Genomic DNA, 15,838 nt, shown 5'->3' with positions numbered 1-15,838 from the left:
TCTTTGGTTGGTTCACTTGGCCGCTGGGCGGCGTCCCCGCCGACGCCAGTCGGGCTTGGCGCCCGGCTTGGCCCCCGGCTTGCCGGCCCCGGGTTTGGGCGGCCGGTTGCCGCGCACGGCGCGGTAGCGTTCCACCAGGGCGATGAAGGGGGCCCGCAGGCGGGGCACCAGGGTGTCGTCCCCCTCCAGCTTGGCCAGGGCGAACGCCGCGGCCTCCAGCGTCGCCACGCTTTCCCGCCGGGGCTCGCGCCGCAGGTTGCCATAGGCCGAGACGAAGTCCGGATGGATGACCAGGCGGCGCAGCTTCAGCAGCCAGGCGTTGCGCCACCACAGGGCCTTGGCCTGCGACCATGACCCGTCCAGCAGGATGATGCCCTCCAGGTCGGCCAGGGCTGTGGGGTCGTCCACCGTCTGCCCCTTCTTGTCCACCAGGCGCAGGGTGCCGGCCCCGGTGCTGGTGGCGTCGTCGCCGGAGCCCATGTACAGCACGGCCCAGCGCCGGGCATCGGGCTCGCGCCCATCGGGGCGGGGCCCCAGGGCCTTGGCCAGGTTGGGCCAGGACAGCCCCACCTTCAGCCGACCGCGCGTCAGCGCCAGGGTCAGCAGCCGGGCCGTGCCCAACTCCACGTCCTGTTCCTGCGGATGCTGCAGCACCAGCACCTCCAGCCGCGTGTCGATGGGGGCCAACCCCTCGCACACGCACAGGTCCAGCGGCTTGTCGCAGCGCGGGCAGGCGGTGGGGGCGGGTGCCGCGGCGCCGGCGGAATCGGCCGGCGGGGTGTCGGTGTCGTTGGCGGTTTCGTCGGTCATCGGTTTGATTTCAATAAGGGGGGCTTGGAACAACCCCCCGGGAAGGCCATGTCACTACGGCTGCGACGGTAGGTCCACCGGACGAGGCTTGACGGCGGGTGCCGGCCGGCGTTGACCTGGACCCGACGGGACCGTCCCGTCAAGACCATAGCATAGCCTTGAGCGGTAAATATCCCATGGCCACCGTCACCGTCCTTCCCCGCCGCTTCACCTCGCCCCCCACGCTGGAGGAGATCGAGCGTCTGGCGAATGATGCCATCACCGCCATCCCGCCCGAACTGCGCGTCCACATCGGTAATGTGGTGGTCCGGGTGGAGGAGTTCCCGGATGAGGAGACGGAGCGGGAGATGGGCCTGGAAACGCCCTTCGACATCTTGGGCCTTTATCGCGGCGTGTCGTTGCCCCAGCGCGGGGTCAACGACGCCAATCATGGGCCGGACATGATCTTCATCTACCGCCGTCCGCTGCTGGACTATTGGTGCGAAACCGGTGAAGAACTGGGCGACCTGGTCCTGCACGTCATGATCCACGAGATCGGCCACCATTTCGGCTTCAGCGATGACGACATGTTCGGTATCGAAGCCAACGATCCGTGAGTGAGCGGCGCGGGGGCGCCGTTCTTTATTTTAGTTCAGTCACCAGGCCTGCGACCGCAGGCCCCGCAGTTTTGCGGGGAGCGGAGTGGACCGCAAAACGAGGATGAGGCAAGTCGGCGGGACGCCGGCGCCCGCCGCCTGAGGGGGAAAAAGATATGTCCGCGTTCGTCTGGACGGCCCTGGTCACGGTGCTGTCGCTGTTCGTCTATTTCTGGACCATGGGCCAGGTCGGCCGGGCGCGGAAGGCGCATGGGATCGAGGCGCCGTTCACCGATGGGCCGCCCGCCTTCCTGCGGGTGATGCGGGTGCAGGCCAACACGGTCGAACAGCTGGTGATGTTCCTGCCGTCGCTGTGGCTGTTCGCCCTGATCTGGGGCGACCGGCTGGCCGCCATCATCGGCGTGCTGTGGCCCATCGGCCGCGTGCTGTACGCCGTGGGTTATTATGCCGAGGCGAAGAAGCGCAGCGCCGGCTTCGGCCTGGCCATCTTCGCCACCATGGTGCTGCTGGTCGGCAGCCTGATCGGCCTGATCCGCACGCTGATCGGGGTTTAAGGGGATTGAAGTCTAATACCAGCGGCACGAAACTTTGATTCGTGCCGCTGGAGGCCGGCGACCGCCGGCCCCGGAGTGAGCACCGTAGGGCGGAACGAGGAAGCCCAAGCCGGCGGAGGCCGGCGCCCGGCGATTGAGGGGACCTTAATTAAGACGCCGGCTGCTGCGTGGCGTCGCCCAGGCGGTAGTACAGGCCGTTGTCGTCGTCGCCCACCATGTGCAGCGTGCCCGTCAGGGTGATGGGCTCATTGGTCATGGCGATGGGGGTGCTGGTCTTCACCTCCATCAAGTCGGCGGGGCCGGGCGGCGGGCAGAAGGGGCAGCTGGGCGCCATGGCGCTCAGCAGGAAATGGCCGGACTTCTCTTTCTGCTCCAGCGGGATGATGAAGCCGGCGATGGTCAGCGGCTTGCCTTCCAGGGCCTGGACCTGGGGGCCGAAGGCGGCGCGCACGCGCAGCAGGCCGTTGTCCATGCTGTGCACTTCCTTGACGTCGGCCAGCTTGTCCCAGCCCAGCGTGGCCTTGGGGACGTTGGCCTGCACCGCGGCGGCCGGTGCCCGGCGCTGGCGTGGTGGCGGGGCTCTTCCCGGCCGCCAGCGCGGGACCGCCGGCAACCATCGCCGCCAGAGCCAAGGCCGTTGTGAGGCGGCGCTTCATCCCGAACGTCATGGCGAAATCCTTTCTCTAAAAACTCTCTCGATCCTTATACGACCGACAGGGATGATCCCTGATCGTGACCGATTAAGGGCAGGCGGCGCTCACCCCCGCGACAGCACCGCCGACACGTCGGTGCGATAGGCCTGGATGGCCGGCACCAGGGCCGCCAGGATGGAAAGCCCGGCCGCCAGGACCAGTAGATAAGGTTCCGTGGCCGGAAACAGGAGTCCCGTGACGCCCATGTCGCGGGCCTGCGGCACTAATCGCCCCGCCAGCTCCACCGCGCCATGGCCCAGGACCAGGCCCAGGGCGGTGCCGGCGGTGCCGATGGCCAACGCCTCGGCCAGCAGCAGGCTGGCGACCCGTGTGCGCGTGGCGCCCAGCGCCCGCATCACCGCCAGGTCGTAGCGCCGCGCCTGGGTGGCGTTGTACAGCGCCACGAAGATGCTGAGCGCGGATGACGCCACCAGCAACAGGCCGAAGCCGCGCACCGTGTCGGTGCCCACGCCCACCAGCGACAGCAGGCGCAGCATCTCCGCCGCCGGCGAGGCCGTCTGCAACCCCGGTTCGGCGTTCAGTTTGCGGGGCAGGCGGGCGGCCGCGATGGGGGAACGATAGCGGACCAGGACGGCCGTCACCTCGCGTTCCGGCGCCTGCCCCTCGGGCATGGCCATGCCCTCCTCATGATGGTGATGGGCCTCGTGCACCGCCCAGACGCTGTCGAGCGGGGTCAGGACCAGGCGATCCACGATACCGCCGGTGGGGGCCAGGATGCCGACCACGGTGTAGGGCGTGCCCTCATGCTCCGCCCCGCCGGCCGACAGGCCGTGGGTGCCGTTGAACTGATCGCCCACCTTCAACCCGCTGGCCCGTGCCACCTGGGTGCCCAGGGTCGCCTCCATCGGCGCCTGCCACAGCCGGCCCTCGGCCACGCGCGCCTGGCGCAGCGCCACGAAGGACGGGTCGGTGCCGACGATGCGGTAGCCCCGGAAGCTGTCGCCCATGGACACCGGCACGGCCTGGGCCACCATCGGGTCGGCGGCCAGCGCCTGCGCCTGCGACAGGGGGATGTTCCCGGTGGGGATGTCGATCTGGTACAGCGCCGACAGGATCAGTTGCAGCGGGCTGCCCTTGGCGCCCACCACCAGGTCCACGCCAGCGGCGTCCTTGGCCAGCCGGTCCTGCAACTGCGTGCCCACCAGGATCAGCACCACGATGGTGCCGGTGCCCAGGGCCAGCAGCGCCACGTTCAGGCAGGTCGTCAGGGCCGACCGCTTCAGGTAGGCCCAGGCCAGGCCGAGGATGTTCATGCGGCGTGGCCTTTCGTATCGGCGCTGAGCTTGGGCAGGTCCAGGCGGTCGGATATGCGGGCGCGCGTGCGCTCGTCATGGGTGGCGATCAGCAGGGTGGCACCGCAGGCGTCCGCCTGTTCCAGCAGCAGGTCCAGCACGCGGGCGCAATTCTCATCATCCAGGGCGGATGTGGGCTCATCCGCCAGGATCAGCTTGGGCGCCGTCACCACCGCACGGGCGATGGCCACGCGCTGCTTCTCACCCTGGCTCAGGGCTTCCGGCTTGGCCGACAGCCGGTCACCCAGGCCCACACGGGCAAGGGCGCCGGCCACGGCCGCCGTGTCGCGCGGCAGGCCCGCCAGCCAGCGCGCCAGGTGCAGGTTGCCGGCCACGTCCAGGGCCGGAACCAGGTGCAGGGTCTGGAAGACGATGCCGATCAGCCGGCCGCGCAGGGCGTCGCGCCCGGCGGGGGACAGGTCCCACACCGACTGGCCGTCCAGGCGGATGGTGCCGGCCTCCGGCCGCTTCAGCCCCGCCAGCGCGTGGATCAGGGTGGTCTTGCCGCTGCCGCTGGGGCCCAGCAACAGGTGGTGGCGCCCGGCCTCCACCGTCCAATGGGGGATGTCCAGCACCGCCCGCCCGGCCACGGCGTGGCGCAGACCGGTGACATCGATCAGGGGCATGCGATTCGCTTTCCCGTAACAACCATCGCCCCGGCGGCTGCCACCGGCGGGGACGCGAAGGGCGCATCTTGGGGGGATGGCGGCGTCGCCGCAACAGCCAAGGTCCGCGTGGCAGCGTCGCAGCCCATCCCCCCAACCGCGCGTCCCATTAGCCAACCTCTCCCTTGGATGGTTGGCGGACGGCGGGCTGGCCTGTTATCGTCGCCGCCGACCTGGTCCCGGAATTGCCCCCATCATGAAGGCATGGCCATGAGCGACCCCCAGATTTCCCTGCTGTTCGTCTGCACCGGCAACATCTGCCGTTCCCCCACCGCCGAGGGCGTGATGCGCCGCCGCCTGGCCCTGGACGGCCTGGGCGACCGTGTTCGGGTCGCCAGTGCCGGCACACACGGCTATCACGTGGGCGAGGCGCCGGACATCCGGGCGGTGGAGGCCGCGCGCCATCGCGGCGTGGACCTGTCGTCCCTGCGCGCCCGCCGGGTGGATGCCGGCGATTTCGACCGCTTCGACCTGGTGCTGGCCATGGACCGCGACCATCTGGACTTCCTGCGCCGCCTGGCGCCGCCGGCCAAGCGTGACCGGGTGCGCCTGTTCCTGGACTTCGCGCCCGACCACCAGGGCCACGACGTGCCCGACCCCTATTACGGGTCGGAAGATCAGTTCGACACCGTGCTGGACCTGATCGAGGCGGCGGCCGACGGCCTGCTGGATGAGGTGCACCGGCGGCTGGCACGCTGACTCCGGCTTGGCCCCCGGGGCCCGTCGGCGCTATACCTGTGGGACCCCATCGCCCCGCCCTACTGGATTTAGCGCCCGTGCCCGACACCAACGACATCTCGTCCTCGGCCCCCGTCAACCAGTCCGTTACGCCCATGATGGCGCAATACCTGGAGATCAAGGCCCAGCATCCGGGCGCCCTGCTGTTCTACCGCATGGGCGATTTCTACGAGATGTTCTTCGACGACGCGGTGGCGGCGGCCCGCGCGCTGGACATCACCCTGACCAAGCGCGGCCTGCATTTGGGGGAGGAAATCCCCATGTGTGGCGTGCCGGTCCACTCGCACGAGAACTACCTGTCCCGCCTGATCCGCCTGGGCTTCCGCGTCGCCATCTGTGAGCAGACGGAGGACCCGGCGGAGGCGCGCAAACGCGGCGGCAAGTCCGTGGTGCGGCGTGAGGTGGTGCGGGTGGTGACCCCCGGCACCATCACCGAGGACGGGTTGCTGGATGCCCGGTCCAACAATTACCTGGCCGCCTTGGCCGATGTGGGCGGCGCCCTGGGCCTGGCCTGGCTGGACCTGTCGACGGGTGAGCTGACCTTGCAGCCGGTGGATCGCCCGGCCCTGCCGGCCGCCCTGGCGCGGCTCAGCCCCGGCGAACTGCTGCTGTCGGAACGCCTGACGCAGCAGCCCGACCTGTTCGAGCTGTGGGCCGAATGGCGCGACCAGCTGACGGTGCAGCCCAACGCCCGATTCGATAGTGAAAACGGCCGCCAGCGCCTGCTGGACCTCTACGGCGTCGGCACCCTGGACGCCTTCGGCAATTTCAGCCGGGCGGAGGTGGCGGCCGCCGGTTCCCTGGTCGACTATGTGGAACTGACCCAGAAGGGCCGGGTGCCGCGCCTGGACCATCCGCGCCGCCTGGCACTGGGGGCGGTGCTGGAGATCGACCCGGCGTCGCGCCGCAACCTGGAACTTTCGCGCACCCTGACGGGGGAAAAGCGCGGCAGCCTGCTGGGCGCCATCGACCGCACGGTCACCGGGGCCGGCGCCCGCCTGCTGTCGGTGCACCTGGCCAGCCCCCTGACCGATCCGGCCGCCATCGGCCGCCGGCTGGACACCGTGGGCTATTTTGTCGAACAGGGCGCCTTGCGCGCCGACATCCGCGCCTATCTGGGTCGGGCGACGGACATCGAGCGTGCGCTGTCGCGCATCAGCCTGGGGCGGGGCAGCCCGCGCGATCTGGCCGGCATCCGCGACGGCCTGATTCGTGCGCGTGAGATCTGCGGCACCTTCCCGGCGGACGCCTTGCGCAACGCCCTGGAACCGCCGCTGCCGCCCGGATTGCTGGATGCCCTGCGCGCCATCAAGGTGCCGGCCGACCTGGTGGGCACCCTGGCCGGGGCCCTGGGCCCCGACCTGCCGCTGAACGCGCGCGACGGTGGTTTCATCGCCCAGGGGTATTCCGCCCCCCTGGATGAGCTGAAGGAATTGCGCGACGATTCGCGCCGGCTGATCGCCAACCTTCAGGCCCGCTACGCCGGCGACACCGGCATCAACACCCTGAAGATCCGGCACAACAACGTGCTGGGGTATTACATCGAGGTCACGGCCCAGCACGGCGACAAGCTGATGGCGGCCGAACAGCGCGGCACCTACATCCACCGCCAGACGCTGGCCAACGCCATGCGTTTCACCACGGTGGAACTGTCCGACCTGGAACGCCGCGTGGCGGAGGCGGGCGACAAGGCCCTTGCCCTGGAACTGGCGCTGTTCGAGGAACTGACCCAGGCGGTGGTGGCCAAGGCCGACGACATCGCCAGCACCGCCCAGGCGCTGGCCCAGTTGGACGTCGCGACATCCTTGGCCGACATCGCGGTGGAATGCCGCTGGTGCCGCCCGGTGGTGGACGACAGCCGTGAATTCACCATCGTTCGCGGCCGCCACCCGGTGGTGGAGGCGGCCTTGGTCGCCAATGCCGGCGTGGCCTTCGTGGCCAACGACTGCGACCTGTCGGACGCCAACCGCCTGTGGCTGCTGACCGGTCCCAACATGGCCGGTAAGTCCACCTTCCTGCGCCAGAACGCCCTGGTGGCGGTGCTGGCGCAGATGGGCAGCTTCGTGCCCGCCGACACCGCCCACATCGGCGCCGTCGACCGGCTGTTCAGCCGCGTGGGGGCGGCCGACGACCTGGCGCGCGGCCGCTCCACCTTCATGGTGGAAATGGTGGAGACGGCGGCCATCCTGAACCAGGCCAGCCCGCGCAGCCTGGTCATCCTGGATGAGATCGGACGCGGTACCGCCACCTTCGACGGCCTGTCCATCGCCTGGGCGGCGGTGGAGCACCTGCATGAGGTGACGCGCTGCCGCGCCCTGTTCGCCACCCATTACCATGAACTGACGACGCTGGCGTCCAAGCTGCCGTCGCTGTCCTGCCACACCATGCGCATCAAGGAATGGCAGGGCGACGTCGTCTTCCTGCATGAGGTGGCGGCAGGTGCGGCCGACCGCAGCTACGGCATCCACGTCGCCCGCCTGGCGGGCTTGCCGGCCACGGTGATCACCCGCGCGGAAGAGGTGCTGGCCATCCTGGAGGCGGGGGACCAGGGCAGTGCCGTGACCCGACTGGCCGACGACCTGCCCCTGTTCAGCGCGCCGGTGCGCCGGGCACCGGAACCATCCGCCCCCCCGGCACCGGTGTCACCGGCGCTGGCGGCCCTCAAGGACGTGAGCCCGGATGAACTGACGCCCCGCCAGGCGCTGGAGGAACTGTATCGGCTGAAGGGGTTGTTGTAAGCGCCCTGGAGCGAAGCGACTAGGACGCGACGGCGTCCGCCGGAGCTTTTCGGGAAGCGGCAGCAGACTGGAAAGCGAGGATAGCCAAGGGGCCGGATGGCCCTGCCGGCGCCTGAGGGAAAACGTAAAGACTCATTCCCGGGGCAGGTGGCCCGCAGGCGGTTCAGGCTTGGTCACATCCACGAAATCGCCATCGATGACGGTGGTGGGCTGCCGGGGGGTGAAGCCGTCTCCACCGGTGCGCACCGTGAAGCGCACGCCCGACAGGCGCTGGGCCTGGGCCAGCAGCACGCGGCGCACCGGCGGCAGCAGCAGGGCCACGGCCAGGGCGTCGCTGACGAAACCGGGCACGGCGAACAGCACGCCGGCCGTGGCCAGGCACAAACCGTCCCAGGCCTCCACCACCGGGGCCTGGCCGGGAGCGAGGCCCGCCGCCTTGCGCAGGGCGTCCAGGCCCTGGCGCTGCACCAGCCACAGGCCGACCACGGTGGACAGCACCACCAGCGCCACCGTGCCCAGCACGCCCACCTTCTCGCCCACCCAGGCGAAGGCGGCGATTTCCAGCAGCAGATAGACGACGATCAGGACGGGAAGGCGCATAAGCTTGCTCTTTCAGCGGGTGCCCCCTATCTACAAGCGATAGGGTTGGGGCATCCAGGGTGGTGTTCCGAACCTTAACATGGTGGGGCCGTGTCCGCGTATCCAGGGATGGGCGGCCGGCCGATTTTGGGGCGCGGGAAAGCGCCGGAGGTTGGGTGAGCCATGGGTGACAACTCCTACTTCGTCGAAATCATCATCTTCGCGATGATCGCCGTGTTCCTGGGCTATCAGCTGTACAAGGCGCTGGGCCGCAAGACGGGGGATGAACGTGAACGCCCCAACCCCTTCACCGTGGTGCCGCCCCCGCCGCCCACGGCACAACGCCCGGGACCGGGCGCCGTTCCGCCCGCCTTCCAGCAGCCCGGCCAGCCCTATCCGGCGCCGGGCGCTGTCATCGAGGGCACGGCGCGTGACGTGACCCCGCCGGAGTATGACGGCCCGCTGTCGCTGGATGCCGGGCTGGCCCGCATCCGCCAGGCCGACCCCAGCTTTGACGAGCGCAATTTCCTGAAGGGGGCGGAGGCCGCCTTTTCCATCATCGTCGACGCCTTCGCCCGTGGCGACACCGCCGCCCTGCGGCCCCTGCTGGCCGACGTCGTCTACACCGACTTCGCCAAGGCCATCGAGGCCCGCAACCAGGCGGGGGAGACCTTGGAGGCCCACATCCAGGAATTCGACACGGTGGACCTGGTGCAGGCCCGCCTGCTGGAAGGCCAGGCCCTGTGCACGGTGAAGTTCGTCACCCACCAGACCAACGTCACCCGCGACGCCCACGGCGCCGTGGTGGATGGCGACGCCCAGCATTCGGCCGAGGTGGTGGACATCTGGACGTTCGCCCGCGATACGAAATCGACGGACCCCAACTGGCGTCTGGTCGAAACCCGCGTTCCGCATTAAGGTCCCAGGCCAGTGCCTCGGGGGATGCACCCCCGTTCCTGAGGTCCCTGGCCCGCCTTCGTGAGGATACGTCGCCCATGCCGTGTCGGCCCGTTCTTGACCGCGCGACGCATGTTGTTGCCGGCGCCCTGCTGCTGCTGACCACCGCCTGTTCCTGGCTGGGGTTGGGGGAGGCGCCGGCGCCTCCGCCCGTATCGCCCCAGGGGCAGAAACTGGTCCTGCAACCCGCCGCCTTCACCGACCTGCCCGGCTGGCAGGACGACCGTGTGGCCGAGGCGCAGCTGCCCCTGCTGAAATCGTGCGAGAAGATGGGGCGGCAGACCACGGGCGTGGCCGGCCGGCCGATGGATTGGGACGCGCCCTGTGCGGCGTTGAAGAACGTGCCCCTGGGCAATGACGCCGCCCTGCGCGCCACGCTGGAGCGCTGGTTCCAGCCCTGGCACGCTACCGACAACGGCAACGCCGATGGCCTGTTCACCGGCTATTACGAGGCGGAACTGCGCGGCAGCCGCACCCGCCATGCCCGATTCGCCACACCCCTCTACCGTCGCCCGGCCGATCTGGTGATGGTGGATCTGGGCGATTTCCGCGACAGCCTGAAGGGCCAGCGCATCGCCGGCCGCGTCAGTGACGGCCGCCTCAAGCCCTATGACGACCGCCGCCGCATCGATGCCGGCTCACTGGCCGGCAAGGGGCTGGAACTGGTGTGGCTGGACGATCCGGTCGACGCCTTCTTCCTGCAAATCCAGGGCTCCGGCCGTGTCCTGCTGGACGACGGGTCGGTGATGCGGGTCGGTTATGACGGCCAGAACGGCTGGCCCTATGCCGCCATCGGCCGGCAGATGGCGGCGACCGGCAAGCTGGACAGCGATGGCATCACCATGCAGTCCATCCGCGCCTGGCTGGCGGCACAACCCGGCCCAGGCCCAGGCGACGATGGAGGGCAACCCGTCCTACGTCTTCTTCAAGGCGATGGACGGCGACGGGCCACTGGGCGCGCAAGGGGTGGCCCTGACCGCCGGCCGGTCGCTGGCGGTGGACCATACCTTCATCCCCTACGGCGTGCCCGTCTGGCTGGACGTCACCGATCCGCAGGATGATGACAAGCGTCTGTCCCGCCTGATGGTCAGCCAGGACACCGGCGGCGCCATCCAGGGCCCCGTGCGCGGCGACGTCTTCTGGGGCTATGGCGCCCAGGCGGAACAGCGCGCCGGCGTGATGAAAAGCCGGGGCGGCTATTGGCTGCTGCTGCCGCGTACCGTCAACCCGGCCGCCGTGGCCCCGGCGGCGTCGAGCGGCCCGTCCACCTGAGGTTCTGTTGCGACTTCTGTCCCGTGCGGCCTATCCTGGCCGCCATCACCCATGGGGCAGCTGTAGGGATATCGAGGCGCCGCGATCATGAGCAGACAGCGACGGGCGCCCACGTCCGAGGAAATACGCCTGTGGCGTGAGGTGATGCGCGACGCGGCACCCATCCGCAAATCGGGCCAGCCCTTGCCGCCCGCCCCACCGGCGCCGACACCCCAGGCGGTGGTCGCGGCCCCCGCGCCGGCGGTGGCGTCAGCGCCCGTTCGCCCGGCACCGCCCGTGGCGCCGCTGACCCATCCGCCGCTGGTGTTCGGCGCCCGCGCCGGCCTGGACCGCCGCACCGACGACCGCCTGCGCCGGGGGCAATTGGCCATCGACGGCCGCCTGGACCTGCACGGCATGACCCAGGCGGAGGCGCATGGCGCGCTCAACAGCTTCGTGGCCCGGGCTCATCGCGAGGGGCGGCGCACCCTGCTGATCATCACCGGCAAGGGGTCCGGCGGCACCCCCCTGGGCCCCGACCGGGAGAAGGGTGTGCTGCGCGGTGCCGTGCCCCGCTGGTTGGGGGAGGCGCCGCTGCGTCCCCTGGTCCTGGCCATCCGCCAGGCCCAGCCGCAGCACGGCGGCGGCGGCGCCCTCTATATCCTGCTGAAACGCCAGCGGTCATGACCCCCTTCGGCCAGCGGATGCGGGACCTGCGCGAACAGCATGGCCTGGCCCTGAAGGACATGGCGGCGGCCCTGCACATCTCGTCGGCCTACCTGTCGGCCCTGGAACATGGGCGCAAGGGCACGCCGTCCCCCATGCTGGTACGCCAGATCTGCGGTTATTTCGGCATCATCTGGGACGAGGCGGAGGAGATGGAGCGTCTGGCCAGGATGTCCGACCCACGCGTGGTGGTGGACACCAGCGGCCTGTCACCTAAGGCGACCCTGGCCGCCAACCGCCTGGCCCAGCGCATCGGCCGCATGAGCGATGCCGACCTGGAGCGCCTGCTGGAGATGATCGGGACGGGCTGACACCACTTTTCATGCCGGCCGATTCATGCGACCAAACGGCGGCAGCCTTGCTGCGATTTCCGCTCGCCCCGGCGGGGGTGTCCAGTTTAGAATACTTATAGTTTCCTGTCCGCACAGCGGATGGGGCATACTTCGCGCCACCCGCGCCATCCATGCTTTTTCGGAGCCTCGCCATGCCATCGCGTCTTGAACAGCTTTGCATCCAGAAGGGCCTCAAGATGACGGAGCAGCGGCGGGTGATCAGCCGCGTGCTGTCCGAGGCCGTGGACCACCCGGACGTGGAACAGGTCTACCGCCGCGCGGTCGAGATCGACCCCAACATCTCCATCGCCACCGTCTACCGCACCATGCGCCTGTTTGAGGAAGCCAACGTCATCGAACGGCTGGACTTCGGCGATGGCCGCGCGCGGTATGAGGAAATCCGCGATGAGCACCACCACCACCTGATCGACCTGCAGTCGGGCGAGGTGATCGAGTTCCGCAGCGAGGAACTGGAGCGCCTGAAGGAAAAGGTGGCGGCCGAGCTGGGGTATGAGCTGATCGGCCACCGGCTGGAACTGTACGGTGTGCCGCTGAACCGCAAGCGCTCCTGAGCGGCGGGGAGGGGACCGGGCCCATGAGCTGCGGTGGCGACCAATCCGACTGTTGCCGTCCCGCCGTGGTGCGGGCGTACCAGGGGATGCGCGACGGCGGCCAGCCCGAGAAGTTCTGCCTGGAGGCGGCGATCGCCGTCTATCGCTACCACCACCCCACCCCTGACGATTTGCCGGCCGAGGTCATGGCCATGGTCACCGGCTGGGTGCATGCGGGGTTGAGGCATTAGTCAGGATGCCCTCAGGCGGCGGGCGGCCCCATCCGGGGCCTTGCCTTGTCCTCGCTTTTCGGTTCGCTGACGCTCCCCAAAAAGCTCCGGCGGCCGCGGTCGCGGCCTAGGAAGGAGACAGGGGGATCAGCGGCAGGTGGGGCAGGGCCTTTGTGGCGGGCTCGCACGCTGCCCTTGCGCCCCTTGCACTGGTCAAGGGGCGTTGCCGCCCGTATGGTCCGGCGCCATCAGTCCTGGCTGAAACGTCAGCCCTTGAGCAGAGGCGCCGCCCCATGATTCCGCGCTATAGCCGCCCCCAGATGGTCAAGATTTGGGAACCGGAAAACCGGTTCCGCATCTGGTTCGAGATCGAGGCCCACGCCTGCGACGCGCAGGCCGAGCTGGGCGTCATCCCCAAGGAAGCGGCCGCGGCCGTCTGGGAACGCGCCAAGTGGGACGTCGCCCGCATCGATGAGATCGAGCGCGAGACCAAGCACGACGTCATCGCCTTCCTGACCAACCTGGCGGAACATGTCGGCCCCGAGGCCCGCTTCGTCCACCAGGGCATGACCTCCAGCGACGTGCTGGACACCTGCCTGGCGGTGCAGCTGAAAGAGGCGACCGACCTGCTGCTGGAGGACATGGACGCCCTGCTGGCGGCCCTGAAGCGCCGGGCGCTGGAACACAAGTACACCGCCACCATCGGCCGCAGCCACGGCATCCATGCCGAGCCGGTGACCTTCGGCCTGAAGCTGGCCGGCCACTACGCCGCCTTCCAGCGCAACCGCGACCGCCTGGTGCAGGCCCGCGCCGAGATCGCCACCTGCGCCATCTCCGGTGCTGTCGGCACCTTCGCCAACATCGACCCCCAGGTCGAGGAACATGTGGCGGCCAAGCTGGGCCTGTCGGTCGAGCCGATGTCCACCCAGGTCATCCCGCGTGATCGCCACGCCATGTATTTCGGCGTGCTGGCCGTCATCGCCGCCAGCATCGACAACCTGGCGACGGAAATCCGCCACCTGCAGCGCAGCGAAGTGCGCGAGGCGGAGGAATATTTCAGCCCGGGCCAGAAGGGCTCGTCCGCCATGCCGCACAAGCGCAACCCGGTGCTGTCGGAAAACCTGTCGGGCCTGTCCCGCCTGATCCGCAGCCACGTGGTGCCGGCGCTGGAGAACGTCACCCTGTGGCATGAGCGCGACATCAGCCATTCGTCGGTGGAACGCGTCATCGCCCCCGATGCCACCGTCGCCCTGGACTTCGCCCTGTCGCGCCTGACCGGCATGATCGACAAGCTGGTGGTCTATCCCGAAGGCATGCAGCGCAACCTGGACATGCTGGGCGGCCTGCACAACAGCCAGCGCATCCTGCTGGCCCTGACCCAGGCCGGCATGAGCCGCGAGGACGCCTACCGCGCCGTCCAGCGCAACGCCATGCCGGTGTGGCTGGAGGGCAAGGACTTCCGCACCCTGCTGAAGGCCGACGCCGAGGTGGTGAAGCACATGAGCGTGGACCAGATCGACGGCGTGTTCGACCTGGAATACCACACCAAGCATGTGGACACGGTGTTCAAGCGGGTGTTCGGCGAGTAAGCACCAGACGCTTTCGCCAAAGGAAAAGGGGCGGCCCCACGCGGGACCGCCCCCTTTTTTATTCTGTGATCTGGCCTGGCTGGCACAGCGGTATGAGGCGTCCTCATGCCGCTGTAGGCTGCGACCGCAGCCGCCGGACCTTTCCGGGGAGCCGCAGGCGGACCGGAAAGGGAGGACAAGCCAAGGGCGCGGATGCGCCCGCCCGGCGACTGAGGGAAAACGAACTAAGCGCTCATGATCTGCTGGCGGGCCACTTCCAGCGTGTGCTCGATTTCCTTCTCGATGCGGTGGGCGGAGATGTCCACGCCCTTGGCGCTGAAATCGGCCTCGATGCGGACCAGGATGTCCTTGTGGCCGGGTTCCTTCAGGTCTTCCGACACCATTTCCCGGGCGTAGGCGTCGGCCGCCTCGCCTTCCAGGCCCAGATGCTCGGCGGCCCACTGGCCGACCAGGCGGGCGCGGCGGGCATAGATGCGGAACAGCAGTTCCTCGTCATGCTTGAACTTGGCCTCGAAAGCCTGTTCGCGATCATCAAAGGTCGTCATCGCTATTCCTCAAGAAACGCCGGTTGGGTTGTTTGGTTTTCTCCCGGGAGACTTATATATCGGGCGGACGGCGGCGGGTCTACACCCCCCCGGGGCATTCCGCCGCTGTTTACCGCCTTATACCCACCGATCGGCCTTTCCCCATGTGCAGCGTCATCATTCTTCGCCGTCCGGGCCATGCCTGGCCCCTGATCGTGGCCGCCAACCGGGATGAGATGAACACCCGGCCCTGGACGCCGCCCGGCCGACACTGGCCCGACCGGCCCGAGGTGGTGGCCGGCCGCGACGACCTGGCCGACGGCAGCTGGCTGGGCCTGAACGACACCGGCGTGCTGGCCGCCGTGCTGAACCGCGAGGGCACGTTGGGCCCGGCCGACGGCATGCGGTCGCGCGGGGAACTGGTGCTGGAGGCGCTGGACCACGCCGATGCGCCGCTGGAGGCCTTGTCCGACCTGGACACCCGCGCCTACCGCCCCTTCAACCTGCTGATCGCCGACAACCGCGATGCCTGGCTGCTGGAACACACCGGGGCGCCGGGCCGCAACCGCGTGACGGTGACGCCCATTCCCGAAGGCGTCTCCATGATTACCGGGCATGGCCTCAACGCCGCCACCTGTCCGCGCACCCGCCGCTATCGCCCGCTGTTCGCCGCCGCCCCGGCGCCGGATCCGGAAAAGGAGGGCGCCTGGGGGGCGGAGTGGGAAATGCTGCTGGCCAGCCGGGTCAGCGGTGCCGATGGCGACCCGCGCGAGGCCCTGTGCATCGTGACGGAACAGGGGTTCCAGACCACCAGCGGTTCGCTGATCGCCCTGCCGGCCATGGACCGTGCGGGCGTCAAGCCGCGCTGGCGCTTTGCCGCCGGCCGGCCGGACCAGGCGCCATTCCAGGATATCGATCTGGGGTGAATGCCCACACCGGATGGGCGCCCGGCGTGGGGCGAGGGGTGGCCGACATTGTACAGGGGGCCATTGC

Annotated in this window: 17 protein-coding genes and 1 pseudogene; 12 read left to right on the top strand and 6 right to left on the bottom strand. The window is 69.3% G+C overall.

Annotation, left to right across the window (positions count from 1 at the left end; genetic code table 11):
• Positions 1-12: 12 nt before the first annotated feature.
• Positions 13-810, bottom strand: coding sequence for a DTW domain-containing protein (locus PW843_19680; protein MDE1148797.1), 798 nt, complete (start codon positions 808-810; stop codon positions 13-15).
• Positions 811-986: 176 nt separating this feature from the next.
• Between PW843_19680 and PW843_19675 the strand changes: the two genes are divergently transcribed.
• Both PW843_19675 and PW843_19670 read left to right on the top strand, forming a co-directional pair.
• On the top strand, positions 987-1,406 hold the full coding sequence (locus PW843_19675; GenBank protein MDE1148796.1) for a metallopeptidase family protein: 420 nt from the start codon (positions 987-989) through the stop codon (positions 1,404-1,406).
• A 155-nt stretch (positions 1,407-1,561) separates the two neighbouring features.
• The gene (locus tag PW843_19670) at positions 1,562-1,960 is read left to right on the top strand and encodes an MAPEG family protein (GenBank protein MDE1148795.1); all 399 of its coding nucleotides are present in this window, start codon (positions 1,562-1,564) and stop codon (positions 1,958-1,960) included.
• A 148-nt stretch (positions 1,961-2,108) separates the two neighbouring features.
• On the opposite strand, the gene PW843_19665 is transcribed toward PW843_19670, so the two are convergent.
• The 3 genes from PW843_19665 to PW843_19655 all read right to left on the bottom strand — a co-directional run bounded on the left by PW843_19665 (position 2,109) and on the right by PW843_19655 (position 4,591).
• Positions 2,109-2,573, bottom strand: coding sequence for a DUF3299 domain-containing protein (locus PW843_19665; protein MDE1148794.1), 465 nt, complete (start codon positions 2,571-2,573; stop codon positions 2,109-2,111).
• Positions 2,574-2,717: 144 nt separating this feature from the next.
• Positions 2,718-3,926: an ABC transporter permease gene (locus tag PW843_19660; GenBank protein MDE1148793.1), complete on the bottom strand. Its 1,209-nt coding sequence runs from the start codon at positions 3,924-3,926 to the stop codon at positions 2,718-2,720.
• Positions 3,923-4,591, bottom strand: coding sequence for an ATP-binding cassette domain-containing protein (locus PW843_19655; GenBank protein MDE1148792.1), 669 nt, complete (start codon positions 4,589-4,591; stop codon positions 3,923-3,925). Before PW843_19655 ends, PW843_19660 begins: the two co-directional genes overlap by 4 nt.
• Before the next feature lie 249 nt (positions 4,592-4,840).
• On the opposite strand from PW843_19655, the gene PW843_19650 reads away from it, so the two are divergent.
• A complete protein-coding gene (locus tag PW843_19650; GenBank protein MDE1148791.1) occupies positions 4,841-5,329 on the top strand; it encodes a low molecular weight phosphotyrosine protein phosphatase in 489 nt (162 codons plus the stop codon).
• Between the two features lie 134 nt (positions 5,330-5,463).
• On the top strand, positions 5,464-8,106 hold the full coding sequence (mutS, locus tag PW843_19645; GenBank protein MDE1148790.1) for a DNA mismatch repair protein MutS: 2,643 nt from the start codon (positions 5,464-5,466) through the stop codon (positions 8,104-8,106).
• A 132-nt stretch (positions 8,107-8,238) separates the two neighbouring features.
• On the opposite strand, the gene PW843_19640 is transcribed toward mutS, so the two are convergent.
• Positions 8,239-8,706 carry an FxsA family protein gene (locus tag PW843_19640; protein MDE1148789.1) on the bottom strand — a complete coding sequence of 156 codons (468 nt, stop codon included), beginning with the start codon at positions 8,704-8,706 and terminating at the stop codon, positions 8,239-8,241.
• Between the two features lie 162 nt (positions 8,707-8,868).
• Between PW843_19640 and PW843_19635 the strand changes: the two genes are divergently transcribed.
• From PW843_19635 to purB, 7 genes and pseudogenes are all read left to right on the top strand, one after another.
• Positions 8,869-9,603 (top strand): Tim44/TimA family putative adaptor protein, encoded by a 735-nt coding sequence (locus PW843_19635; GenBank protein MDE1148788.1) that lies wholly within the window; start codon positions 8,869-8,871, stop codon positions 9,601-9,603.
• Positions 9,604-9,680: 77 nt separating this feature from the next.
• A pseudogene (locus PW843_19630) lies at positions 9,681-10,914 on the top strand (murein transglycosylase A).
• Between the two features lie 87 nt (positions 10,915-11,001).
• Positions 11,002-11,580 (top strand): Smr/MutS family protein, encoded by a 579-nt coding sequence (locus PW843_19625; GenBank protein MDE1148787.1) that lies wholly within the window; start codon positions 11,002-11,004, stop codon positions 11,578-11,580.
• Entirely contained in the window at positions 11,577-11,930 is a 354-nt protein-coding gene (locus PW843_19620) for a helix-turn-helix domain-containing protein (protein MDE1148786.1), read from the top strand. Before PW843_19625 ends, PW843_19620 begins: the two co-directional genes overlap by 4 nt.
• 173 nt (positions 11,931-12,103) lie before the next feature.
• On the top strand, positions 12,104-12,523 hold the full coding sequence (locus tag PW843_19615) for a Fur family transcriptional regulator (GenBank protein ID MDE1148785.1): 420 nt from the start codon (positions 12,104-12,106) through the stop codon (positions 12,521-12,523).
• Positions 12,524-12,546: 23 nt separating this feature from the next.
• Positions 12,547-12,753: a hypothetical protein gene (locus PW843_19610; GenBank protein MDE1148784.1), complete on the top strand. Its 207-nt coding sequence runs from the start codon at positions 12,547-12,549 to the stop codon at positions 12,751-12,753.
• Positions 12,754-13,025: 272 nt separating this feature from the next.
• Positions 13,026-14,321, top strand: coding sequence for an adenylosuccinate lyase (gene purB, locus PW843_19605; GenBank protein MDE1148783.1), 1,296 nt, complete (start codon positions 13,026-13,028; stop codon positions 14,319-14,321).
• A 224-nt stretch (positions 14,322-14,545) separates the two neighbouring features.
• On the opposite strand, the gene PW843_19600 is transcribed toward purB, so the two are convergent.
• Positions 14,546-14,866: a DUF1476 domain-containing protein gene (locus tag PW843_19600; GenBank protein ID MDE1148782.1), complete on the bottom strand. Its 321-nt coding sequence runs from the start codon at positions 14,864-14,866 to the stop codon at positions 14,546-14,548.
• 143 nt (positions 14,867-15,009) lie between these two features.
• Here PW843_19600 and PW843_19595 point away from each other — a divergent pair, with 143 nt between their 5' ends.
• A complete protein-coding gene (locus PW843_19595; GenBank protein MDE1148781.1) occupies positions 15,010-15,771 on the top strand; it encodes an NRDE family protein in 762 nt (253 codons plus the stop codon).
• Positions 15,772-15,838 lie beyond the last annotated feature (67 nt).

Source organism: Azospirillaceae bacterium (assembly GCA_028283825.1).
Taxonomy (GTDB): domain Bacteria; phylum Pseudomonadota; class Alphaproteobacteria; order Azospirillales; family Azospirillaceae; genus Nitrospirillum.
The sequence above is the reverse complement of the archived record's forward strand: the minus strand, read 5'-3'. Positions and strand labels throughout refer to the sequence as shown.